The following is a 25,237-nucleotide window of genomic DNA, read 5'->3' on the forward strand; positions in this document are numbered from 1 at the left end:
AATTACTTACCTTGTTTAGATAAGTGGAATTTCTCCATGATACCTTGGTTAGAGAATAAGTTACGAACTGTATCAGATGGTTTAGCACCATTTCCTAACCATTTTAATGCTGCTTCTTCGTTGATCTTAACTTCAGCTGGTTGAGCAACTGGATTGTAAGTTCCGATTTCCTCAATGAAACGTCCGTCACGAGGAGAACGAGAATCTGCAACAACTACACGATAGAAAGGAGTTTTTTTAGCTCCCATACGTTTTAAACGAATTTTAACTGCCATTTATAAAGCACCTCCGAATTTATTTCACACAGATAATTATATTAGCAAAAAGACTATTGCTTTGTAAAGTATTTTTTCTTAACAGAGCCATCTTTTTTTCCTTACATGAATGGAAACTTCAATCCACCTAGTCCTTTTTTCTTGCCTTTTTGCATTCCAGTCATCGTCTTCATCATTTTTTTCATGTCATCGAATTGTTTGATTAGACGATTGATTTCTTGTACAGTTGTACCGCTACCTTTGGCAATGCGCTTTTTGCGACTAGCATTGATTATTTCCGGTTGTTCTCGTTCTAATTTAGTCATAGAACGAATAATTGCCTCAATATGCCCAATTTGTTTTTCATCAACTTGCGCATTTTTCAGCCCTTTAATTTTATTTGCACCAGGAAGCATTCCTAACAATTCATCAAGCGGCCCAAGTTGACGCACTTGTCCAAGTTGTTCTAGGAAATCGTCAAGCGTAAACGAAAGCGTACGCATTTTTTGCTCAAGTTCTTTTGCTTTCTCTTCATCAACTGTAGCTTGCGCTTTTTCAATCAATGTTAAGACGTCGCCCATCCCTAAAATACGGGATGCCATACGCTCTGGATGGAACGCTTCAATTGCATCTAGTTTTTCACCCATACCTGCAAATTTAATTGGTGTGTTTGTTACAGCCTTAATAGATAATGCAGCACCACCGCGCGTATCACCATCTAATTTCGTTAATACAACACCTGTTAAACCTAACTGTTCATGGAAACTTTGTGCAACATTTACCGCGTCTTGTCCCGTCATCGCATCGACAACAAGGAAAATTTCATCCGGTTTCGCAACTTCTTTAACTTTCGCTAATTCATCCATTAGTTCTTCATCAATATGCAGGCGACCCGCTGTATCGATTAAAACATAATCATGATGATCTTCTTTTGCTTTTGCAATCGCTTGTTTCGCAATTTCAACAGGACTTACTTGATCTCCTAAAGAAAATACAGGCATGTCCAATTGCTTCCCTAATGTTTCAAGCTGTTTAATTGCTGCTGGACGGTAAATATCAGCTGCAACAAGCATCGGTTTACGATTATGCTTTTTACGAAGCAAATTCGCAAGCTTACCTGTCGTCGTTGTTTTACCCGCACCTTGCAGACCAACCATCATAATAACAGTCGGTGGCTTATTAGCAACAGCAATTTTGCTTTGCTCTCCGCCCATAAGTTCTGTAAGTTCTTCCTGTACAACTTTAATTACTTGTTGTCCAGGTGTCAAACTTTTCATTACATCTTGTCCGACAGCACGTTCAGACACACGCTTCACAAAATCTTTTACTACTTTAAAGTTAACATCTGCTTCTAAAAGAGCTAGACGAACTTCTCTCATCATTTCTTTCACATCGGCTTCAGAAACTTTTCCTTTGCCGCGGATTTTTTGCATTGTCTGTTGAAGTCGGTCGGCTAATCCTTCAAATGCCATATTGCCGCCCTCCTAATCTAATTTTTCGATAGCTTCAACAACTTGTTTCATTTCTTCATTCACATGCTCTTCTTCGCTGATTAGCTGTTTTAGCTTTGCAACAAGTCGCTGTCGCTCTTGAAACTTTTGAAGTAATACTAATTTTTCTTCATATTCTTCAAGCATCGCTTCAGTCCGTTTAATGTTATCATACACGGCTTGGCGACTTACATCAAATTCTTCCGCAATTTCACCAAGAGATAAATCATCTAGATAATAAAGCGACATATAACTTCTTTGTTTTTGCGTTAACAACGATTGATAAAAATCAAATAAATAGTTCATTCTCGTTGTTTTTTCGAGCATGTTGGATCATCCTTTGTTAAGTGATTTCCCTTTACATGAATTAGTTTACATGGAGTCCAAAAGAGTGTCAAGTTTTTTTCTTAACATCATATATTTTTATAGAAAAAGAAGCGGAAATACCGCTTCTTTCGCTTATACTTCTTCTGTTTCTACTAAGTTCGCAAATAAACCATACACATATTGTTCTGGATCAAACTGCTGCAAGTCATCCATTTGCTCTCCTAATCCAACAAACTTCACCGGTACATCCATTTCGTTACGAATCGCTAATACAATACCACCTTTAGCAGTTCCATCTAACTTCGTTAAAACAATACCAGTTACATTCGTTGCCTCCCGGAATGTTTTCGCTTGGCTTAAACCGTTTTGTCCTGTTGTTGCATCAATAACAAGCAATACTTCATGAGGAGCACCTGGTACTTCACGCTCAATTACACGCTTCACCTTCTCTAACTCTTTCATTAAGTTTACTTTATTTTGCAAGCGCCCTGCTGTGTCACATAGTAATACATCTACCTTACGTGCTTTCGCAGCTTGTACAGCGTCATACATAACCGCCGCTGGATCAGATCCAGATCCTTGTTTAATCACTTCTACACCAACACGATCGCCCCATACTTCTAATTGTTCAATCGCCCCAGCACGGAATGTGTCTCCTGCTGCCAATAGGACTGACTTACCTTCTGATTTAAACTTATGCGCCAGTTTACCAATTGTTGTCGTTTTTCCTACACCGTTAACACCAACAAATAAAACAACCGTTAATTGGTCCTCTTGCATATTAATTTCGTTACTAAAATCGCTGTCACCTTTGTAAATTCCCACTAGTTTTTCTGAAATAACAGCTTGTACTTCTTTTGGATCTTGAATGTTACGACGTTGTACTTCTTCTTTCAATTGATCAATTAATTCCATTACCGTCGCAACGCCAACGTCTGCACCAATTAAGATTTCTTCTAACTCTTCGAAGAAATCTTCGTCCACTTTACGGTAACGATACACTAAATCATTCACTTTATCCGCAAATGAATTTCTAGTTTTTTCTAATCCGTGTTTAAATTTCTCTGTAACTGTATCCGTTTGTTTTGAAATTTTTTCTTTTAGTTTTTTAAAAAAACTCATACTTTCCCATCCTTCCTATTCACTTGCAATAAGTTCTTCTCCGGCATCTAAACGAACCGAAACAAGTTTAGATACCCCTGATTCTTGCATTGTTACACCGTACAACACATCAGACTCTTCCATTGTACCTTTTCTATGTGTAATTACAATAAACTGCGTCTCATCACTAAATTTCTTTAAATACTGTGCAAAACGAGCTACATTCGCTTCATCAAGGGCGGCCTCTACCTCATCTAGTACACAGAACGGTACTGGGCGCACTTTTAAAATACCAAATAAAAGCGCAATTGCCGTTAAAGCACGCTCTCCACCTGAAAGTAAACCTAAGTTCTGCAATTTCTTCCCTGGCGGTTGTGCTACAATATCAATACCCGTATTTAGTAAATCCTCTGGATTAGTCATTACTAAATCCGCTCTACCGCCTCCAAATAATTCAGAGAATACCGATTGAAATTCCATTCTAATGCCTTCAAACGTAGTAGAAAAGCGTTTTTTCATTTCTTCATCCATTTCGGTAATAAGCTGGTGCAATGTCGTTTTCGCTTCTTCTAGATCGTCTCTCTGCTCTAGTAAGAATGTATGACGCTCCGCTACACGTTCATATTCATCAATTGCCCCTAGGTTCACTGTACCTAACTCTTCTATGGATAATTTGATTAATTTTACTTTCTTACGCGCATCTTCTGCAGGCATTGTCATTGTATATTTTAGTTTCGCCGCTTCAAATGAAATCGTATATGTTTCACGTAAATGTTGTAATCTATTTTCCAACTCTACATCAAGTCGGTTTATTCTCACTTCTTGATCTTTCAACATTTCAAGAATATATTTATGTTTACCTGTCGTTTCTTTCAAATTGCGTTCTAAATGTTCTACTCTCTCTTGCAACGATACACGTTGTTCACGACGAGAGCGAATTAATTCTGAAGTTTGATTACGATCATACGCTTTCTTCTCAATCATATTCGTAATTTGCTCTTCACCACTTGAATTAGATGTCATTTCTTGTTTTAAGAATGCTAAATCCTCTTTCGTTTTTACAAGTGTCGCATCCGTTTCTTCTTTTTCCTTCGTCAATCGTTCAACTTTTTCTTTTTGATTAGATAAGCGTTGTTGCTTTTCAGCTGCCAGCACTTTTAATTCAGTCATTTCTTTTTGAACTTTTTCTTTCGAAGAATGTTGCTCACTTTTTTGTTTTGTTAAAGCTACAATTTTACTATCTAACTCAGTGATATCAGCTTGAAGATTCGCTAAAATCCCTTCTAACTCCTCTTTACGCCCTTGCATTTTTACTCGATCTTGTAAAAACCCTTCAATCTCTAAATCATAAATAGACAAGCGGTCATTAATACGATGTTCTTCTAATTCTAAACGATTAATCTCTTCTCTTAATTTCTGCTCTTCTACACGATCCACTTCTACAGTTTGCCTTAGTTCGCGTATTTTCACTTCTTTTTCTTGAATCTCTTGTTTTACTGCTTTAACAAAGTTTTCTAACTTTGTTGTTTTTTCTTCCATATCAGTTAACTTGCGAGTCCACTCTTCCAGTTCACGTTGGCGTCCTAATAAAGAAGATTTCGCTTGTTTTACCGCCCCACCAGTCATAGAACCGCCAGGATTCACTACGTCACCTTCAATTGTTACAATGCGATAACGGTATTGCAGTTGTTTCGCCAACTCATTTGCTCCGCGTAAATCTTTCGCAACAATAACAGTACCTAATAAATTTGAAACTACACTTTCATATTTATTGTTGTACTGCACAAGTTCTGCCGCCACACCTACAAACGATGGGTGTTGATTTGCAATGCGTAATTGCTCAAATGATAACGATCTGCTTTTAATAACAGCTTGCGGTAAAAACGTTGCACGTCCATGTTTATTTTGCTTTAAAAATGCAATCGCATTACGAGCATGCTCCTCTGTTTGTACAACAATATGCTGCATCGCTGCACCTAGAGCGATTTCCATTGCAACTTCGTATTCTTTCGGAACCGTTAACAGTTCCGCAACAGCACCCTCGATACCTTGCAACCTATTTTCTCTAGCTTTCAATACTTCACGTACACCTTGATAGAAGCCAGAATAATCTTCTTGCATCTCTTCAAGCATTTCTTTTCGAGAACGTGCCTGTTGCACAAATTGGTATGCTTGGTATAGTTTTGTTTCATTTTCACTATACTGCGTCTTACATTTCCCAAGTGCCGCCTCTGTCTTCTGTATGTTTGAGAGAATGCCCGCTACTTTTTCTTTCGCTTGTTCGTAACTTTCTACAAGTTTCGTCTTTTTCGCTGTAATTTCCATACGCATTTCTACATATTTCGCATTCTCTTCATCTAGACGCTCGTTTTTAGACGTTTGCTGTTTAGATTGTTCTTCAATCATAGATAATTCATTGCGATGACTAGCTTGTTGATTTAAAAGTTCAATATAGTCACCTTTTAAATTCTCAATCTGTTCCTCTAAATTGTCAGCAAAAGTAGCAAGCAATTGCTCATTATCATGCAATTTTTGCTCCAACTCTTTTACTTCATTCACAAATTGCATTAAAGCTTCTGTACTTGACTCAATCTCACCATCGTAAATTTTAGCTTTCTCTGTTAATTCAACAATTAACTGCTCAAGTTGCGCACAATGCGTCGTAGCATTTTGCTTTCTCTCTTTTAACAACTCGCGCTGCCCTTCTAGTTTTTCTAGCTCTTTACTAGAAAGAAGAAGTACCTCTTGCAACGAGTCTACAGACTCATCTACCGCTTGTAATTGTCCTCGTAATTCCTCAAGTTCTTCTTCACTTTTTTGTAAATTCGTTGACATTTTAGCTTCTTCGTTTTTATTATGCCCAAACTGATTTCGAAGTGCTTCCCATTTCTCATGCAATTCTTCAATTTCATGGACAATAAGCGCAGCTTCTACTTTCTCTAATTCTTCTTTATTCTCAAGATAATCTTTCGCAATAGAAGCTTGTCTTTCTAAAGGTTCTACTTGACTACTTAATTCATGAATTATATCTTGTACACGATTTAAGTTTTCTTGTGTTTCTTCTAATTTTCCTTCAGCTTTCTTTTTGCGAAGTTTGTATTTTAGTACGCCTGCCGCTTCTTCAAATACACCTCGACGCTCTTCTGACTTACTACTTAAAATCTCTTCCACTTTCCCCTGGCTAATAATTGAAAAAGCTTCTCTTCCCATACCAGAGTCCATAAATAAATCAATAATATCTTTCAATCTACATGATTGTTTATTAATATAAAAATCACTTTCACCTGAACGAGATACACGACGTGTTACACACACCTCATTGTATTCAATTGGTAAACGTTGATCTTCATTATTTAAAGTTATTGTTACTTCAGCAACATTAACCGCTCTCCTCGTATCACTGCCTGCAAAAATAATATCCTCCATCTTTGCACCACGTAATGATTTTGCAGATTGTTCACCAAGTACCCAGCGAATTGCATCAGTAATATTACTTTTCCCGCTTCCATTAGGTCCTACTACAGAAGTTACACCCGGGACAAAATCAACAGATACACGCTCAGCAAAAGACTTAAACCCTGCTATTTCTAATCTTTTTAAAAACACGAAAGGCCTTCCTCCTATTTTCCGTCGTTATAAATGTTCTCTATACAACAACAAGCTATTATACGGATTTACCTTCTTTTTATTTACAAACAAAAAGAAAGTTTCATTCTATGCACAAGGAATCCCCCTCATTCAAAGGGGGATTCCTTATAGTTGTTCTTTTAATTTTTTCAATGCTTCTGCAGCAGCTTGTTGCTCTGCTTCTTTTTTCGACTTACCACTACCAAGACCTAAAGCTACGTTATTTAACGTAACACGTGACACAAATTCTCGATTGTGAGCTGGTCCTTTTTCTTGCAAAATTTGATACTCAACATTGCCACTACCATCACGCTGAATCAATTCTTGTAACTGACTCTTATAATCCATCACATGAGAAAAAGCACCCTCATTAATTTTCGGATATACAATTTCTTTTAAGAATTCCCAAACTGTTTCTAACCCTTGATCAAGATAAAGGGCACCAATAAACGCTTCAAAGACATCCGCTAATAAAGCTGGTCGTTCACGTCCACCTGTCATTTCTTCACCTTTTCCTAATAAAACAAGGCTACCAAATGACAATTCGTTCGCAAAACGAACAAGAGATGGCTCACATACAATAGCTGCACGTAGTTTTGTTAACTCTCCTTCGCTCATTGTCGGATATTTTTGAAACAGATACTGCGATACAGTAAGTTCCAATACTGCATCTCCAAGAAATTCAAGACGCTCATTATCTTCATGCGGTTTTTTTCGATGCTCATTCACATACGATGAATGCGTAAATGCTTGAATCAATAATTTTTCATCTGTAAACGTAATACCTATCTTTTCTTGAAACACTTTAAATGCTTCACGATATTTTGTTTCGTATTTTTTTTCTCTATATTTTCGGTACGGCATAGGTCCCTCCAGATATAAGCCAGAAAGCCCCGCTAAAAAACGGGACTTCACTTAAGCATTATAGATGACTCTCTATGTAAGTCACAGCATCGCCAACAGTAGCAATCTTTTCAGCATCTTCATCAGAAATTTCCATTTCGAATTCATCTTCTAATTGCATTACAAGTTCTACTACATCTAGGGAGTCTGCTCCTAAATCTTCCTTGAAGCTTGCAGCTGGTACTACCTCAGTCTCTTCTACTCCTAAACGATCAACGATGATTTTTGTTACGCGCTCTAAAACATCTGCCATTCCATTCACCTCCCCTCAAATATTATATTAAATATTGACCAAAAAAACTAGGTGAAATCGATTCTTTTATTACATTACCATACCGCCATCAACATTTAACGTTTGACCTGTAACATATTTGCTTTGATCAGAAGCAAAAAACGTTACAGCATTCGCGATATCTTGCGCTTCACCAAATTGAGCAGCTGGAATAACTTTTAACATTTCGGCTTTAATATTCTCATCTAGTACATCAGTCATATCAGTCGCAATAAAGCCTGGCGCAATTGCATTCACAGTAATATTTCGACTTGCTAACTCTTTTGCAGATGTTTTTGTCAATCCAATAACACCCGCTTTAGCAGCAACATAATTAGCTTGCCCTGGGTTTCCTATAACACCCACAACAGAAGCGATATTTATAATTCTACCGTGACGTTGACGCATCATATAACGAGATACTGCTTTTGTACATAAGAATACACCTTTTAAGTTTGTATTAATAACTGTATCCCATTCTTCTTCTTTCATACGCATTAATAAATTATCTTTTGTTACACCAGCATTATTTACAAGAATATCAACTTGTCCAAATGTATCTACTGTTTGTTTCACCATATTTGTAACATCATCAGCATTTGCAACATCTGCTTTTACCGCAATTGCATCAGAACCTAATTTCTTAATTTCATCTACTACTTCATTTGCTTTTTGTTCATTACCTGCATAATTTACTACTACATTTGCCCCTTGTTTCGCTAAATCAATCGCAATCGCGCGACCAATTCCACGTGAAGCGCCAGTTACTAATGCTACCTTCCCTTTTAACATCAGTTTTCTCCTCTCAAATTTGAAATGGTATCTTTTAATGTCTCTTCATCATATATCGCATATGCTTTCACTGATGAATCAATTGACTTCATAAGTCCAGCAAGTACTTTTCCAGGTCCAATTTCAATAAATGTATCTACTCCCTGCTTCACCATACATTCAATAGACGGGTACCATAATACAGGCGAATAAAGCTGTTCGATTAACTTTTCTTGAATGTCGGCACCACGTGTAATAACATCCGCCGTAACATTTGCAATAACAGGAATATTCGTATCATGAATTGTAATTTCATTCAAAACACTTTGGAACTTCTCAGCTGCCGGCTTCATAAGTGAAGAATGGAATGGCCCACTTACTTTTAGTGGAATTGCTCTCTTTGCACCATTTTCTTTCGCTCTTTGAGAAGCAAGCTCTACGCCTTGCTTCGTTCCAGAAATTACAATTTGCTTCGTACTATTCATATTAGCGATTTGCACTGCATATCCTTCACTTGTTACTTCTTCTGTAACTTGTTTCAGCATATGTGGGTCAGCACCTAATATAGCTGCCATTGCACCTTCCCCGCCCGGAACAGCTTCTTCCATATATTCCCCGCGTTTCCTTACAGCATATACCGCATCTTCAAAAGTTAATGCACCAGCTGCTACAAGAGCGCTATATTCACCTAAACTATGACCAGCGACAAAGTCAGGTGTAATGTCATACTCTTTCAAAGCTGTCAAAATAGCAAAGCTTGTTGTTAATAATGCAGGCTGAGCATTTGTTGTTAATGTAAGCTTTTCCTGCGGTCCTTCAAAAATCACTTCTGAAAGTGAATCTTGTAACACCTCATCTGCTTTTACAAACACTTTTGCAACCTCTTTATTATTCTCTGCTAATTGTTTACCCATTCCAACTGCCTGTGAACCTTGGCCCGGAAAAAGAAATGCTATTTTTCCCATTTCAAATCCTCCTCTTATTGGAGTGACTCTTTCTCCATTACGCTTGAAATTGTAGGAATTACTTCTTTCGCTACCATTTCTCTCGTTTGACGAATCGCACTAAATATCGACTGGTCATTAGAAGAACCGTGAGCCTTAATGACAGGTGCTTTCAATCCAAATAATGCAGCTCCCCCATACTCCGAATAATCCATTTTATCTTTTAATACCATAAGTTTTGGCTTTAATACCGCCGCTGCTAATTTGCTCGTAAACGAACTCATTAGTTGTTCTTTCAACATAGAGAATAGCGCAAGTGCTGTTCCTTCTAATGATTTCAACGCTACATTCCCTGTAAAACCATCACATACAACAACATCTGCTACACCTTGCAATAAATCTCTCGATTCAACGTTCCCAACGAAATTAATTGGCGCATCCTTAAGCATTGCAAATACTTGCTTTGAAAGCTCGTTTCCTTTTCCATCCTCTGTTCCAACGTTTAATAGTCCAACACGAGGATTTTCAATTCCTCTTACCTTCTCAGCATAAACAGATCCCATTACTGCATATTGATATAAATGAATTGGTTTTGCATCAACATTTGCTCCAACATCTAACATAACAAAACCTTTTCCATCTACAGTTGGCATTGTAGGCGATAAAGCTGGTCGCTCAATTCCTTCCATACGACCGACAACAAATAATCCAGCTGCCATTAAAGCTCCTGTACTACCTGCGGATATACAAGCGTCTGCTTCTCCATCCTTTACTTGCTGTGCCGCAAGTACCATTGAAGCTTGTTTTTTTCGACGAACCGCTCTTACTGGTTCCTCCGTCGATTCTATTTTTTCGTCTGTATGAAGAATAGTAATTCGTTCATCACTCGTTAAATATTGACGAATTTCCTCTTCTTTCCCTACTAACGTAATATGTAGATCAGAATATTCCTTAATAGCTTTCATTGCCCCTAATACTACAGCCTTTGGAGCGTGATCTCCGCCCATTGCATCTATTGCGATTTTCATAAGTTGTTACCTTCCTCACTATAATTACTAGATCGATACATTTCAAAAGTGCCTGTAAAAACAAGTTCTTCTCCAACGAAGCTACGCACTTTGACAACCGTCCGTCCCTTATCATTCTCTACGTCTTCAACACGCGCTTTTGCAACAACACGCTCTCCTAATTTTACAGGGCGAATGTATCGAATGGTAGACTTTGCAGTTAAAGCTAATTCTTCATCAATAACCGCAACAGCTAGTGAGTTTGCTTGCGCAAACAGATGATGCCCACGGGCAATTTGATTTCTTTTAAATACATGTTCTACCTTTACTTCAAAGATAGAGATTGCATGTCTATCTAATTCAATATCAATAATTTCTCCGACAACCTCTTCTAACGGTAAAGATTTCACATCTTCTTCATGTTGCTTTGTCGCTACATGTTTAATTCTCTCTCTTAATTCAGGAATAGACAATTCCATACGATCCAGTCGTACTGTTTGTATACTCACTTGAAATTTTTCCGCTAAATCTTCATCCGTAATAAAAGGATTTGATTCGATTGTTTGTTGTAATAATTCTTGTCTTTCTTTTTTACTTCTTCTTTTCTTCATACCGCACCATCCATTTTTATGACTAGGTACTAACAGTAGTATATAATCATTAAAAGTAGAATGCAACAAAAATTTTTGTTGACTCCCTTTAATCGAGCTTCTCTCCTTGGAACACACCTGTCCCATCAAGATACGTACGCAAGGCAGCGTACTGATCATTGTGCCAAAATGCTTCTGAATCTACTAGTATCGCCGCATCTTGCCTTGCTGTTTCTAACGCTCGATAATCGTGTACCATGTCAGCAACCTTAAATTCTGGTAAGCCACTTTGCTTACTCCCAAAGAAATCTCCAGGACCTCGTAATTCTAAATCTTTTTCTGACAATACAAATCCATCATTTGTTTCAGTCATTATGCGCATTCTTTCTTTTCCTGTTTCTGATTTAGGGTCTGCTATTAATAAACAATATGATTGTTCACTACCACGCCCGACACGCCCTCTAAGCTGATGAAGCTGCGATAAACCGAAACGTTCTGCATCATAAATAACCATCACAGTCGCATTCGGTACGTTCACACCCACCTCAACAACTGTTGTCGATACAAGAATTTGCACTTTATTTTCACTAAACTGGCCCATTATCTCTTCTTTTTCCTGAGACGATAATCTCCCATGCATCAATCCAACTTTGCATTTCCCTTGGTAATGATGCGTCAGCATACTATGTAAGTCGATAGCATTTTGCACATCAAGTTTCTCAGATTCTTCAATTAGAGGACAAATAACGTATGCCTGTCTTCCTTTTTTTATTTCCTTCTCAACAAAACCGAGGACGCGATCTAACATATCATGTTTTGCCCAGTATGTTTCAATCACCTTTCTACCTGCTGGCATCTCATCGATTATCGAAACATCCATCTCTCCAAATGCAGTAATTGCAAGCGTACGCGGAATTGGTGTCGCTGTCATAAATAATACATCTGGACTTTCACCTTTCTCCCGTAAAACTCGGCGCTGCGCTACACCAAATCGATGCTGTTCATCTGTAATAACGAGACCCAACCTATGAAATATAACTTCATCTTGAATTAAAGCGTGCGTTCCAACAAGAATATCTATTTCACCTTGTTCTAACTTCGCTAAAATTTCTCGGCGTCTTGCACCTTTAACAGAACTTGTTAGCAGTTCCACCTTCATACCAAAATGCGAAAACGTTTCAGCAAGCGACTGATAATGTTGCTCAGCTAAAATTTCTGTAGGAACCATTAAAGCACCTTGATAATGAGCTAATTTCGATGCATAAAGACCAATCGCAGCAACAACTGTTTTCCCAGAACCAACGTCACCTTGTAATAGTCGGTTCATCCGATAAGGAGATGTCATATCTTTTAAAATTTCATCTACAACTCGGCGCTGCGCACCAGTTAACGGGAACGGCAATGCATCGATAAATTCTTGTAATTCTACTGACGGAATCTCTTTCTTAGTCCCTTTTGAATTTTCCCTCTCCATTTTCCTCAGTGTTTGCATTTTCAGCTGAAATAAGAAAAATTCCTCATATACAAAACGGCGACGCGCTTGCTTTAAATCCTCCTGTCCTACCGGAAAATGCAAAGCCTTAAGTGCTTCATATCTTGGTAATAATTTATACCGGCCTAACAAACCATCCGGTAACACTTCGACTATAGAATCTCCATATTCCTTTAACGCTTGAGCAATAAAACGACGCATCTGTTTTACTGTAAGTTTCCCCTTTACTGAGTAAACAGGCTCCACTTCTTGTTGACGTACAACTGGCCCAAAATGAAGTTCTGATACAGCAATTGTTTGACGATGTTGATCCCATTTACCAGTAATCGTTACCGTTTCATCTAACGTTAATTTTTGCTTATAGTAAGGCCTATTAAAACATACCGCCGTAATTAAATAACGACCGACGAGAACACGAACTGTTAGACGCGATTTCTTCTTACCATAATATTGCAGCAAAGGAGCACTATGAACCTTCCCTTCAACCGTTACACGTTCATCATGCTTTACTTCAGCAAGATCTTTCATCGCATAATCTTCATAACGGTACGGAAAATGTTCTAATAGATGAGAAACTGTATAAATCCCCATCTCATGTAGTAACTCAGATGTTTCTCCTCCGATCCCCTTTACATCCGTAACAGGAACTTGTACAACATCATTCAAGATTCTCACACCCCGTCACATTATTTTCTTTATTGCATTTTATTTGAGTACCAATTAGCATCTGTAATCGCTCTCTTTCACCTTATATATTCTATCATAGGCATTCTAAGAGAAACTACTCAAATCCCTTATATAAAACAAGTAAAAAAGAGCCTCACTATTAGCAGCAAGGCTCTTTTCTCTCTTCAATATGCTAGCCTTTTGAATAAAAACTAGTAATAAACTTCATATTACTACTTCTTATCCATTAGCAAGTAAGTAATCCATTTATTTTCAAAACGAATCTTATCTTATTCTACAGAGAAGATGAAAGAATACACTGGTTGGTTTCCAGCATGCACTTCTACTTCTGCATCTTCAAATTTCTCTTCTACAAATTCAACTAACTCCGCTACTTCTTCGTCAGTTGCATCTTCACCTTGTAGAATCGTTACGATTTCAGAATCTTCATCAATAAGCGCTTCTAGTAATTGCTTCGCAGCTCCTACTTTTTCAGCATTTGTAGATACAATTTTTCCATCTGCAATACACATGAAGTCATCTTTTTGAATTGCTACACCATCAATTTCCGTATCACGTACAGCATACGTAATTTGACCTGTTTTCACATGAGATAAAGCTTCTTGCATGTTTTCTTCATTCTCTTCTAACGTTCCAACTGGGTTAAATGCTAACATCGCTGCCATACCTTGAGGAACTGTTTTCGAACGAACAACAATAACTTCTTGATCTACAACTGATGCCGCTTGTTCTGCTGCCATTACAATATTTCCGTTATTCGGTAAAATAATGATTTTTTCAGCATTTGCTTCTTCAATTGCCTTCACGATATCCTCCGTACTTGGATTCATCGTTTGACCACCTTCGATAACTTTCGTTGCGCCGATGCTCTCAAATAAAGTTTTAATACCAGACCCCATTGCCACAGTTACGATACCATATGGTTGTTTTTCTTTCGATTGAGCTGGTTGTTCAGGAACCATAGCAGGTTCATCTAATAAAGCAGTATGCTGTTCACGCATATTTTCTACTTTAATCTTAATTAAACTACCGTATTTTTGCCCGTAGTTCATAGCGTCTCCAGGATGTTCTGCGTGGATATGAACTTTTACAATTTCATCATCAGACACAACTAGTAGAGAATCACCATATACACTAATATCTTCACGGAATTTTTGTTCAGAGAAATTATGCTCTTTCACCTTTTCAGCCTCTAATTTCACCATGAACTCCGTACAATATCCATACTTAATATCTTCTGTACTCAATTGGCTTTGTACACTACGGTGATGTTCTGCGCGTACCATCTCATTCATAGATGTTTGCGTCGGTGCATCAGAAGAAATCGTTTCTCCTTTTAAGTCAGCTAAAAATCCTTCGTATACTACTACAAGACCTTTACCACCGCTATCTACAACGCCAACTTGTTTTAATACAGGTAATAAATCTGGCGTACGATTTAACGATGCGTTTGCTTCTTTCACAACGTCTTCCATAAACAAAACAAAGTCGCGCTGTTTTTTCGCAACTGTTACTGCATATTTACCCGTTTCTCTTGCAACCGTTAAAATCGTTCCTTCAATCGGTTTCATAACCGCTTTATAAGCCGCCTCTACTCCAGCTTCTAGTGCTGCAGCAAAATCAACTGTTGTTAATTCTTCTTTTTGTTCAATGGATTTAGAGAAACCACGGAACAACTGAGATAGAATAACTCCAGAGTTACCACGAGCTCCCATTAATAATCCTTTGGCTAAACTTACGCCGACTTTACCAGCATGCTGTGAAGGATTTGCTTTCACTTCACGCGCACCTGAAGTCATAGATAAGTTCATGTTTGTACCGGTATCGCCATCTGGAACTGGAAATACGTTTAATGCATCAACAAGCTGAACATTATTTGTTAAATTATTCGCTCCTTGCATGATCATTTGTGATAAACGTTTTCCATCAATTTTTTGAATTGACACAGATTTTCCTCCTTAATGCACATTACAAGTTTATTACTTTAACTCCTTGTACGTAGATGTTTACAGAATCTACTGCTAGTCCTACAGTTTGATCTAATGTATATTTCACTTTCGTCTGCACATTATGTGCCACTTCTGAAATTTTCGTACCATAGCTCACAATAATATACATATCAATATGTACTTCATCTTCATCTTTACGAACAATAACACCTCTAGTGAAGTTTTCTTTTCGTAAAATGTCTGTTAATCCATCTTTTAACTGATTTTTTGATGCCATACCTACGATACCGTAGCAATCTACCGCGGCACCTCCAGCAATTGTTGCAATTACATCTGTACTAATATCAATTTGACCGTACTTCGTTTTAATTTCAATTGACATCTCGTTTCCCCCTTCATAAATGGTGAAAGTGAGCTAGACTACTTTAGTTACTATCATATAATCTTTTTAAAGAAAATTCCATCGTTCTTTCTTTTCACTCTCATATTTTATGTTTTAAATTACACTTTTTTATGATGAGCAAAATAGTCCATTGTTATTATACAACATGTACCACTATAATATGTCAAGCAATTTTTATGGATTTTAACTTTTCTTCATTGACATATAGTGTCAAGTAAATTTTCTTGATTTCTTTTTTCTACGGTGTTGCATTCTCTTTTTAGTTGTGTTAAATTATAGTAGTGTTTTTAGCATCGCATAAAAGACTAACATTGAAAAATTACGTATGGTAAGGTATCAAGGGAGGGAAATATAAATGGCTCGTGTTTGTGCTATTACTGGAAGAAAAGCTCGTTCTGGTAACTCTCGTTCTCACGCAATGAACGCTACAAAACGTAAGTGGGGCGCTAACCTTCAAAAAGTTCGCGTACGCATCGACGGAAAAGTTCAACGTGTTTACGTTTCTGCTAGAGCATTAAAATCTGGCAAAATCGAACGTGTTTAATAATAAAAAAAAGAGCCGATAGGCTCTTTTTTTACTATAACAATGGAAAAAGCACCGGTGATAGGTGCTTTTTTTAATCTTTTTTGAAGGTATTTAACATTGCACGAACAATTCCACCAAGAAATTTAGGTAACTTAATTGTATAAAATCTCATGGTTTCCCTCCTAATCCCCATTACTCCACTTGGTCACTATATGATGTAAGGAGCAAAATTGTTTCTTCAATCAGTGCTTCTTATCAACATTAATATGCCAGAAGTAAATGAAAAAGTACCTTTTTCCTCAACGAGTTCGTTACTAATACAAAGTGTTGATCCCCACTCTATTGTTTTATTAGTAAGAGGGTACTTAAAACCAAACAATGTAATCCCTTCCACTATTTCAGTAACTGGTACAAAAGATACATAAGGAAAATTTTTATTTTCTTCAATTATATGTGTACCCACTTTTTTAACTGTTATTTCATTTTTATTGTCCACAATACACATTTCTATCTCTACTTCTAACCCTTTTAAAAGCATTTGTATATTTGCCAAACCGTGATCAAGTCTTCCACCGGTAGCACCAAAAATACGAATTAGTGCCGGCTTCTGTCCTAATGCCCAGTTGATTGCAATTTCTAAATCCGTTTGATCTTTTTCCCGCGGAACAATATGTAATTCGTTTGTTTGCTGTCCCATCCATACTAATTCTTCTTCAGTAACTGAATCGTAATCTCCAAACGCAACAGCCGGGGTAATCCCTTTCTTTAATAGACGGTATACTCCCCTATCAACCGCAGCCCACACTACTTCCTCATTCTCATATCGAGCAAAATCTGCGCAATATTCCGAAGGTCCTCCTGCCAAAATATGAATAATCATTTTTTCTTCCCCTTCCATTGTAAAAAGGCAATCTGCCATTCGGTAGATTGCCTTTTTACATATTTTTACCCTATCCTATGAATACCTTACTAGGATAAAAGTTCATCACTACCCACGAATTACGCGAATTGCTTCACCGCGGTCTTTTTGATTGTATACTGCTGATCCAGCTACAAGTACATTTGCTCCTGCTTCCACACAAAGTCTTGCTGTTTCAGCATTTACACCACCATCAACTTCAATTTCTACTTCTAGATTGCGCTCTTTCACCATGTCTGCAACTTGTTTAATTTTCGGTAATACAGAATGGATAAACTTCTGTCCACCAAATCCAGGGTTTACTGTCATAAGTAATACCATATCTATATCTTCTAATACATGCTCAATCACTGAAACTGGCGTATGTGGATTTAATACAACGCCCGCTTTAATACCGTGAGATTTAATTAACTGAATTGTACGATGCAGATGCGGACACGCCTCTACGTGAACAGTAATAATATCCGCTCCCGCTTGTGCGAAAGTCGGGATATAGTTATCAGGATTTTCAATCATTAAATGTACATCTAATGGTAATGATGTAATTGGACGGATAGCTTCTACAATTAATGGTCCAATCGTAATATTTGGTACGAAATGTCCATCCATTACGTCAACGTGAATGTAATCCGCTCCGCCCTTTTCTACATCTTTAATCTCTTCCCCTAATTTTGAAAAATCTGCTGATAAAATCGATGGTGCAATTTTAATCATAACTAATACCTCGGCTTTCTCTCTCTAATTTCTTCTACGAATTGTTTATAGTTCTTATAGCGATATTCTGTAATCTTCCCTTCTTCAACCGCAGCTTTCACAGCACATTTCGGTTCAGAAAGATGTGTACACCCTCTAAATTTACAGTATTGGCTCGCTTCTTTCAACTCTGGAAAACAATATGTAAGATCTTCTACTTCTATATCAATGAAATCTAGTGAACTAAAACCCGGTGTATCTGCTACTAGTCCACTCCCAATTGCAATTAATTCTACGTGTCTTGTCGTATGCTTCCCGCGTCCTAAATGGGAGGAAATATCATTTGTTTTCAGCTCTAATTCTGGACGTAGCACATTAAGCATTGAAGATTTCCCAACACCAGATTGACCCGCAACGACAGAAACACAATTTTCTAAGTATGGTTTTAATATATCAATACTTTCTGACGTATTAATAGAAGTAAATAAAACATCATAACCCATCTCACGATAATCATTCGCATAAGCTTCAACAGTTGCTTTCATCTTTTCATCTACTAAATCCATCTTGCTAATACAAATAATTGGCTTAATGTTATGATATTCAATCAGCACTAAAAATCGATCTAACAGTCCAGGATTAAAATCTGGTTCTACTGCAGAGAACACAAGGATCGCTTGATCGACATTAGCAATAGGAGGTCTAACAAGTTCATTTTTTCGATCAAACACTTCAAGCACATAACCTTCAGTTGGATTATCTGCCTGAAAAACAACTTGGTCTCCTACAAGTGGTGTAATTTTATTTTTTCTAAATACACCTCGCCCACGACATTGCGTAACCCCTTCTTCATGCTGCACGTAATAAAACCCACTTAAAGCTTTTATAATTTTTCCTTCTGGCATAGAATTCTCCTTTTTTTGTATAAGGTGATGCTGAATTTAAAAATGAATGGATTTAAATTTTCCAAATAACGATTTCAAAACCTACCATATATACTTTCGCTAATATACATTAAATTTCCCATTAAATGCAAAAAAATATTTACAGCTGCATCACTTTACTAGCTTTTTGAATCATATATTTTTGCCTGCTATACCGTCCACTTTGTAGACAGCATAACAGGCAATAATAATAAGTAGACTTTCACTATTATTGAGTTGGATATGGTACTTCTTTATCAATAATCGTTACTCCATCTCGTACAATTTTATAGTGTCCCTTTGAACCTTCTTGAATTACAAATTCTAAAGAAATAGTCGCTGATTCAGTAATTGTTCTCGTTTCAACCGGTCTATCCATTTTTTGCTGCATGTCTTCTTTATAAATTTCTATTGTTTGCGGCTTTTTTTCACCTGTTACAGCAGGCTCATATGGGATAGAGATATTGTCCACTTTTACCGTTTTAGTCACTTTAGGCTTTTGACCATCAGAGATAATAATAGTTACTTTATCTCCCTCTTTTAATGGTGTACCTGGTTTTGGAAATTGCGAAATTACAAGTCCTTTTTCGACTGAATCTGAATACTCTCGTTTTATATCTGACGTTAGTTTTCTCTCATTCAAATAACCAGTTACACTATTTTCAGTCCATCCCGAAAAGTCACCTGGTCTAATTTGATAAGGACCTTTACTTACCCAGATTTTCAGTTCTTGCTCCGCTTCTATAACCATTTGATCAGGCGTCGGAATTTGCTCTACAATTTCACCTTTCGGCTTATCATTTTCAATATAATTTACTGTAACTTGTTTATATTTTTCTTCTAACTCAGCTTTTACACTCTCAAAGTTTTGCCCTGTGAAATTCGCCATCTTACTTTTCTTTTTTCCACCTGATTGATAGATAGTAATTTTAGCGTTTTCTTTTACGACTCTTCCTGCTACAGGTTCCGTTTTTATTACATCCCCAACTTCAATATCATCTGTATATACAATATTAGGCTCCGTCACCTCAAAGCCCTTTTCTACTAACGTATTTACAGCTGTCGTGTATTTCATACCAGCCACATCAGGAACTTTCACATCTTTCGGAATAAATAATCCTGGAATAACCGTAAGCGCTAATGTTATTCCTATTGCTAAAAATAAAAATGTTGAAATTAAAACTTTAAGCCACTTGTTACTCCGTTTTTTCTTCTTATCTAACTCAGCTGCTTCTGCTCTTATCGGTTCTTCCACTTTACTCCCTTTTAAAACAATCGTTTCATCACTTACATTTTCAAATAATTGTTCTTGTTGAATAATCGGAATCGCTTTCGTCGCTTCCATATCTTCTGGTATGTAAAATGGTTGCTCATTTATCCTCTCTGGATATAGCGCAGTTTCAATATCTCGCTTCATAGCATTGGCAGATTGATATCGATGGAAAGGATCTTTTGCAGTTGCCTTTAATATAATATTTTCAACACTTTGCGGAATATTTTCATTCCATCTTTTTGGTGATGGGATTTCACTTTGTAAATGTTTTAAAGCTATAGCAACAGCAGATTCGCCAGAAAACGGTTGTCTTCCTGTTAACAATTCAAACATAACTATTCCAAGAGAATAAATATCCGATTGTTTATTTGCTATCCCGCCACGTGCCTGTTCTGGTGATAAATAATGGACTGAACCCAGTACTGAATTTGTATGTGTAATTGTTGTTGCACTTGTAGCTGTCGCAATTCCAAAATCTGTTACTTTTATTATTCCATCAGCTCGAATTAAAATATTGTGCGGCTTTATATCACGATGCACAATTTCAAAATGATGGGCGTGTGCCATGGCGGATGTTAACTGCTCCATAATATCAAGAGCTTCTCCTATAGGTAACATACCTCGCTCAATTATGTATTGCTTCAATGTTTGCCCGGGTACATATTCCATGACAAGATAATATATACCATCTTCTTCTCCGACATCATACATATTCACAATATTTGGATGCGACAACGTTGTAACAGACTGCGCTTCTCGATGGAAACGTTTAATAAACTCTTCGTTATTTGAGTAGTCGAGTCTTAATATTTTTACCGCTACATCTCGGCCAAGTATATCATCATGAGCTAAATATACATTGGCCATTCCGCCACCACCAATCATTTTCAGCAGCTTATAACGGTCATTTAAGCGTTTTCCAATCAGCACGTTGCACTTCACCTACTTTCGTTTGTCGAACCCGCATAATCAATAAGAACAAGTGTGATATTATCTTCTCCACCGCGATCATTCGCCAATTGAATGAGACGCTGCCCTTTACCTTCAAGCTGTTCATTTAACTGTAAAATTTGTTGCATATCATCAATAGAAACTTTGTTTGATAACCCATCAGAGCAAAGAAGTAATTGATCATCTTCCTCAAGCACCAACGTTTTAACATCTAATCCCACTTTTTCTTCTGTTCCTAGCGCTCTTAATAACACATTCTTTTTCGGATGATACTCTGCATCTTCCTTTGAAATTTCACCATGTCTCACAAGCTCATTTACAAGCGAATGATCTTCCGTTACAAGCGTCATTTCTCCTTCTGATACCATATAGCAACGACTATCTCCTATATGCCCTATCGTCACAAAACTTGGTGTACAAACAGCTATTATAAGCGTTGTTCCCATACCATTACATTCTACATTTTGCTGAGCGTATTCATATATGCGCTCATTAATAATCCCAACACTAGTATGTAACCATTGTTCTACTTTTTTCGGTTCATTCATATTATGCGTTTGCTTCCAATAATCATGGAATAATTGAATGGCCATCGAGCTAGCTACATCACCAGCTCGATGACCTCCCATTCCATCTGCTACTACCGCTAAAACATTTCCATCTAAATTGTGAAAAACTCCTGCACTATCTTCATTATGTTGACGAACTTTTCCTTTATCCGATAGAAATACGGCTTTCATCTCGTCACCTCGTCTCTTCTTTGCGCTCCTTCGCACGCAACTGACCGCAGGCTGCGTCAATATCATGACCTTGTTCACGGCGAATCGTTACATTCACTCCACGATCTTTTAACGTTTTCTCGAACAAGAAAATTTGCTCACGTGGTGTACGTACATAATCACGTTCAGGTACGTAGTTTACCGGGATTAAGTTTACATGACATTTTACACCTTTTAAGAGCGCAGCAAGCTCTTCAGCGTGCTCAACTTGGTCATTTTCTCCTCCAAATAATCCATATTCAAAAGTAATACGGCGCCCTGTTCTATTTACATAGTATTTAATAGCTTCCATTAAATCCGGTAATTTATAAGCACGGTTAATCGGCATTAATTTTGAACGTAATTCTGAGTTTGGAGCATGCAATGAAATCGCAAAATTAATTTGTAGTTCTTCTTCAGCAAACTTATAAATTTTCGGGATAATTCCACTCGTCGAAACAGTCATATGTCTAGCACCAATATGAAGTCCTTTTTCATGGTTAGTGATTCGTAAGAATCCCATTAAATTATCGTAGTTATCAAATGGTTCTCCAATTCCCATAACAACAAGAGAACTTACACGTTCTTCTGTTTCATCAAGCGCACGCTGAACTTCTACTACTTGCGCTACGATTTCTCCAGCTTCTAGGTTTCGTTTTAGTCCACCAAGTGTCGAAGCACAGAACGTACATCCAATACGACAACCAACTTGCGTTGTTACACAAATGGAATTTCCATATTCATGTCGCATTAATACCGTTTCAATAGAATATCCGTCATATAATTGGAATAAGAATTTAATCGTTCCATCTGAAGACGTTTGTTTTACTAACGTGTTTAAAGTAGTAATATCAAAGGAATTCGACAATTTATCACGCAATCCTTTAGAAAGGTTTGACATATCCTCATAATTTTTTACACGTTTTTTATATAGCCAGTCAAAAATTTGTCCAGCGCGGAACTTCGGTTCTCCTTGTTCCTTTAACCAATCTTGCATTTCATGAAGTTGTAAAGAGTAAATTGATGGTTTCTTCGTTTCTACATTTTTCTTTTGTTTTCTTACAGTTGTTTCCATGATGCTACACCTTCTTCCTTAAACAAGCAATATAAAAGCCATCCGTTGCAAAATAATGCGGTAAAATTTGTACTTGACCTTCATTAATATACGGACTTAATTTTTCTGGCATACGTTCTTTTATCGTAGTATCCCATTCAAATTCAGGATGTTCTTTTAAAAATTTATCTATTACTTGTTCATTTTCTATTTTCTCAATTGTGCACGTACTATAAACAAGACGACCGCCTTGTTTTAATAATGGTGCTATTTTTTCTAGTATCGCAAGTTGAATCGTCGATAATCTTTCACTATCGCCTTTATCTTTTCCTAACTTAATATCAGGCTTACGTCTAATTACACCAAATCCAGAACACGGTGCATCTACCAATATTTTATCAAACGTTTCATTTGCAAAGTGCTCTTGCACTTTTCTAGCATCTAGCGCTTTTGTTTCGACATTTTCTAGACCAAGTCGCTCTGCTTGCTGTTTAATTAAACGTACTTTGTGTGCATGTAAATCAAGGGACATGACCTTACCAGTTCCCTTTAATCGTTCCGCGATATGCGTTGTTTTTCCGCCTGGAGCAGCACAACTATCAAGAACTGCATCTCCCGTATTCGGTTCTAAAGCGCGTGCTACAAGCATAGAACTTTCATCTTGAATAGAAAGAAATCCTTTTTTAAACGCTTCTGTATGCGCTACATTTCCTCTTTCAATCTGAATTGCATCATCTGACAAGTCACCACGTTTTGCTTCTATACCTTCACTTACCAACAACTCAATCGCTTCTTCTACCGTTACCTTATCAACATTCACACGTGCTGTTGGTACAGGTGGTAACATGTTTACTTCGCACATTTTCTCTGCAGTTTCTAAGCCATATGCAGAAGTCCACTCTTGTACAAGCCAAACTGGATGACTCGTCGCAATTGCAAGACGTTCTACTGGATCCTTGATTTCATCTACAGAAGGTACACCTTCTCTCTGAATCGAACGTAATACACCGTTCACCATACCAGCAATTCCTTTATGCCCGCGACGCTTTGCAATCTCAACCGCTTCATGAATAGCCGCTCTTTCTGGCACTCGGTCTAAATAAATCATTTGATATAAAGATAAGCGAAGCAATACCCTTACCCACGCCTCAACCTTCTTTTTTAAAAAAGGCTGTAAATAATAATCTAATGTGTCACGACGTTGAATCGTTCCATATACAATTTCAGTTAATAAACCAATATCTTTTCTATCAATTGCACTTTTTTCAATTAGATTATTTAAAAGTAAGTTGCTATATGCACCACTTTTTTCCACTTGAATTAAACCATCAAGAGCTAATTCACGAACATTTTGTCTCATGCATTTTCTCCTAACTTCGTTCCAATTTCAGGTTTTGTTCCACGTAAAAATTGTGAACAACTCATACGTTTTTTACCAGAAGGTTGCAATTCAGTAATTTTAACACCTGTTTCATTACTAGTTGCTACAACAAAACCATCTTCTTCGATTGCAACAATCGTACCTGCTTCAGCCGGTTCAGTTACAGACACTTTTTCTCCCCACCATACTTTAACAACTTGTCCTGCTAAAGTTGTATAAGCAACTGGCCATGGATTCAATCCGCGAATGTGATTGTATACTTCCTCACCTGTTTTTGTCCAATCAATTTTCTCTTGTTCACGTTTTATATTGTAAGCAAACGTTACTTCTTCTTCGTTTTGTTTAATCGGTTCTAACTTACCTTGAATTAATAAAGGTACTGTTTTAGATAGAAGGTGTGCTCCAGCTTCACTTAATTTATCAAATAATGAGCCTGTCGTTTCACGCTCTTCAATTTCCACTTCCACTTGCGTTAAGATATCACCAGCATCCAATTTTTCTACCATATACATAATTGTAATACCAGTTTTTTCTTTACCTTCCATAATTGCATAATGAATTGGTGCACCACCACGAAGTTCAGGAAGTAAAGAAGCGTGGACATTAATACATCCATACTTCGGTGCTTCTAAAATTTCATTTGGTACAATCTGACCAAATGCAGCTGTTACAATTAAATCTGGCTCTAATGCCAATACTTTTTCATATTCATCTTTTTCACGAATTTTTAACGGCTGTAACACAGGGATACCATGTTTTTGCGCTTCAACTTTAACAGGTGTAGGTGTTAATACTTTTTTTCTACCTACTGGACGATCAGGTTGCGTCACAACACCTACTACCTCATAGCCATCTTCAATAAGACGACGAAGCACCGGCACTGAAAAGTCCGGTGTTCCCATAAACACTACTTTTATCATTTAAAAACCGCTCCTTTTAACAC

Annotated in this window: 24 protein-coding genes; 1 reads left to right on the plus strand and 23 read right to left on the minus strand. The window is 37.2% G+C overall.

What is annotated here, in order from left to right:
• Window positions 1-2: 2 nt before the first annotated feature.
• The 14 genes from rpsP to ACUXVC_RS19400 form a co-directional block, all read right to left on the minus strand.
• The gene (gene rpsP / locus ACUXVC_RS19335; RefSeq protein WP_000268750.1) at window positions 3-275 is read right to left on the minus strand and encodes a 30S ribosomal protein S16; all 273 of its coding nucleotides are present in this window, start codon (window positions 273-275) and stop codon (window positions 3-5) included.
• 101 nt (window positions 276-376) lie between these two features.
• Window positions 377-1,726, minus strand: a complete 1,350-nt coding sequence (ffh, locus tag ACUXVC_RS19340) for a signal recognition particle protein (protein ID WP_000863460.1) — start codon at window positions 1,724-1,726, stop codon at window positions 377-379.
• 12 nt (window positions 1,727-1,738) lie between these two features.
• Entirely contained in the window at window positions 1,739-2,071 is a 333-nt protein-coding gene (locus ACUXVC_RS19345; RefSeq protein WP_000891062.1) for a putative DNA-binding protein, read from the minus strand.
• 132 nt (window positions 2,072-2,203) lie between these two features.
• Window positions 2,204-3,193 carry a signal recognition particle-docking protein FtsY gene (gene ftsY, locus ACUXVC_RS19350; RefSeq protein ID WP_000007642.1) on the minus strand — a complete coding sequence of 330 codons (990 nt, stop codon included), beginning with the start codon at window positions 3,191-3,193 and terminating at the stop codon, window positions 2,204-2,206.
• Between the two features lie 15 nt (window positions 3,194-3,208).
• Window positions 3,209-6,778: a chromosome segregation protein SMC gene (gene smc, locus ACUXVC_RS19355; RefSeq protein WP_095690284.1), complete on the minus strand. Its 3,570-nt coding sequence runs from the start codon at window positions 6,776-6,778 to the stop codon at window positions 3,209-3,211.
• Between the two features lie 147 nt (window positions 6,779-6,925).
• On the minus strand, window positions 6,926-7,663 hold the full coding sequence (gene rncS / locus ACUXVC_RS19360) for a ribonuclease III (protein WP_001146875.1): 738 nt from the start codon (window positions 7,661-7,663) through the stop codon (window positions 6,926-6,928).
• 58 nt (window positions 7,664-7,721) lie between these two features.
• On the minus strand, window positions 7,722-7,955 hold the full coding sequence (gene acpP / locus ACUXVC_RS19365) for an acyl carrier protein (RefSeq protein ID WP_000786062.1): 234 nt from the start codon (window positions 7,953-7,955) through the stop codon (window positions 7,722-7,724).
• A gap of 69 nt (window positions 7,956-8,024) precedes the next feature.
• Window positions 8,025-8,765, minus strand: a complete 741-nt coding sequence (gene fabG, locus ACUXVC_RS19370; protein WP_000911769.1) for a 3-oxoacyl-[acyl-carrier-protein] reductase — start codon at window positions 8,763-8,765, stop codon at window positions 8,025-8,027.
• Window positions 8,765-9,709: an ACP S-malonyltransferase gene (gene fabD, locus ACUXVC_RS19375; RefSeq protein ID WP_053563757.1), complete on the minus strand. Its 945-nt coding sequence runs from the start codon at window positions 9,707-9,709 to the stop codon at window positions 8,765-8,767. Before fabD ends, fabG begins: the two co-directional genes overlap by 1 nt.
• Before the next feature lie 14 nt (window positions 9,710-9,723).
• Window positions 9,724-10,716 carry a phosphate acyltransferase PlsX gene (plsX, locus tag ACUXVC_RS19380; protein WP_000684100.1) on the minus strand — a complete coding sequence of 331 codons (993 nt, stop codon included), beginning with the start codon at window positions 10,714-10,716 and terminating at the stop codon, window positions 9,724-9,726.
• On the minus strand, window positions 10,713-11,306 hold the full coding sequence (gene fapR, locus ACUXVC_RS19385; RefSeq protein WP_000747349.1) for a transcription factor FapR: 594 nt from the start codon (window positions 11,304-11,306) through the stop codon (window positions 10,713-10,715). Before fapR ends, plsX begins: the two co-directional genes overlap by 4 nt.
• A gap of 88 nt (window positions 11,307-11,394) precedes the next feature.
• On the minus strand, window positions 11,395-13,443 hold the full coding sequence (gene recG / locus ACUXVC_RS19390; RefSeq protein ID WP_053563756.1) for an ATP-dependent DNA helicase RecG: 2,049 nt from the start codon (window positions 13,441-13,443) through the stop codon (window positions 11,395-11,397).
• Window positions 13,444-13,733: 290 nt separating this feature from the next.
• Window positions 13,734-15,410, minus strand: coding sequence for a DAK2 domain-containing protein (locus ACUXVC_RS19395; RefSeq protein WP_000027131.1), 1,677 nt, complete (start codon window positions 15,408-15,410; stop codon window positions 13,734-13,736).
• Window positions 15,411-15,432: 22 nt separating this feature from the next.
• Window positions 15,433-15,795, minus strand: coding sequence for an Asp23/Gls24 family envelope stress response protein (locus ACUXVC_RS19400; RefSeq protein ID WP_000021109.1), 363 nt, complete (start codon window positions 15,793-15,795; stop codon window positions 15,433-15,435).
• A 376-nt stretch (window positions 15,796-16,171) separates the two neighbouring features.
• Between ACUXVC_RS19400 and rpmB the strand changes: the two genes are divergently transcribed.
• Window positions 16,172-16,360, plus strand: a complete 189-nt coding sequence (gene rpmB / locus ACUXVC_RS19405; RefSeq protein ID WP_000124776.1) for a 50S ribosomal protein L28 — start codon at window positions 16,172-16,174, stop codon at window positions 16,358-16,360.
• Between the two features lie 73 nt (window positions 16,361-16,433).
• Here the strand turns inward: rpmB and spoVM are convergent, their stop codons facing one another.
• The 9 genes from spoVM to fmt all read right to left on the minus strand — a co-directional run bounded on the left by spoVM (window position 16,434) and on the right by fmt (window position 25,214).
• Window positions 16,434-16,514, minus strand: coding sequence for a stage V sporulation protein SpoVM (spoVM, locus tag ACUXVC_RS19410; RefSeq protein WP_001213599.1), 81 nt, complete (start codon window positions 16,512-16,514; stop codon window positions 16,434-16,436).
• A 66-nt stretch (window positions 16,515-16,580) separates the two neighbouring features.
• Window positions 16,581-17,261: a thiamine diphosphokinase gene (locus ACUXVC_RS19415; RefSeq protein ID WP_000752665.1), complete on the minus strand. Its 681-nt coding sequence runs from the start codon at window positions 17,259-17,261 to the stop codon at window positions 16,581-16,583.
• 69 nt (window positions 17,262-17,330) lie between these two features.
• Window positions 17,331-17,975, minus strand: coding sequence for a ribulose-phosphate 3-epimerase (gene rpe, locus ACUXVC_RS19420; protein WP_000589974.1), 645 nt, complete (start codon window positions 17,973-17,975; stop codon window positions 17,331-17,333).
• Window positions 17,976-17,977: 2 nt separating this feature from the next.
• Window positions 17,978-18,859: a ribosome small subunit-dependent GTPase A gene (gene rsgA / locus ACUXVC_RS19425; protein ID WP_001113932.1), complete on the minus strand. Its 882-nt coding sequence runs from the start codon at window positions 18,857-18,859 to the stop codon at window positions 17,978-17,980.
• Window positions 18,860-19,106: 247 nt separating this feature from the next.
• Entirely contained in the window at window positions 19,107-21,080 is a 1,974-nt protein-coding gene (gene pknB / locus ACUXVC_RS19430; RefSeq protein WP_000904746.1) for a Stk1 family PASTA domain-containing Ser/Thr kinase, read from the minus strand.
• 8 nt (window positions 21,081-21,088) lie between these two features.
• Window positions 21,089-21,841 (minus strand): Stp1/IreP family PP2C-type Ser/Thr phosphatase, encoded by a 753-nt coding sequence (locus ACUXVC_RS19435; RefSeq protein ID WP_000648708.1) that lies wholly within the window; start codon window positions 21,839-21,841, stop codon window positions 21,089-21,091.
• Between the two features lie 4 nt (window positions 21,842-21,845).
• Entirely contained in the window at window positions 21,846-22,934 is a 1,089-nt protein-coding gene (gene rlmN, locus ACUXVC_RS19440; protein WP_000450550.1) for a 23S rRNA (adenine(2503)-C(2))-methyltransferase RlmN, read from the minus strand.
• Between the two features lie 4 nt (window positions 22,935-22,938).
• The gene (gene rsmB / locus ACUXVC_RS19445; protein ID WP_144465485.1) at window positions 22,939-24,273 is read right to left on the minus strand and encodes a 16S rRNA (cytosine(967)-C(5))-methyltransferase RsmB; all 1,335 of its coding nucleotides are present in this window, start codon (window positions 24,271-24,273) and stop codon (window positions 22,939-22,941) included.
• Window positions 24,270-25,214, minus strand: a complete 945-nt coding sequence (gene fmt / locus ACUXVC_RS19450) for a methionyl-tRNA formyltransferase (protein WP_029443122.1) — start codon at window positions 25,212-25,214, stop codon at window positions 24,270-24,272. Before fmt ends, rsmB begins: the two co-directional genes overlap by 4 nt.
• Window positions 25,215-25,237 lie beyond the last annotated feature (23 nt).

This window comes from Bacillus sp. N6 (genome assembly GCF_052805735.1).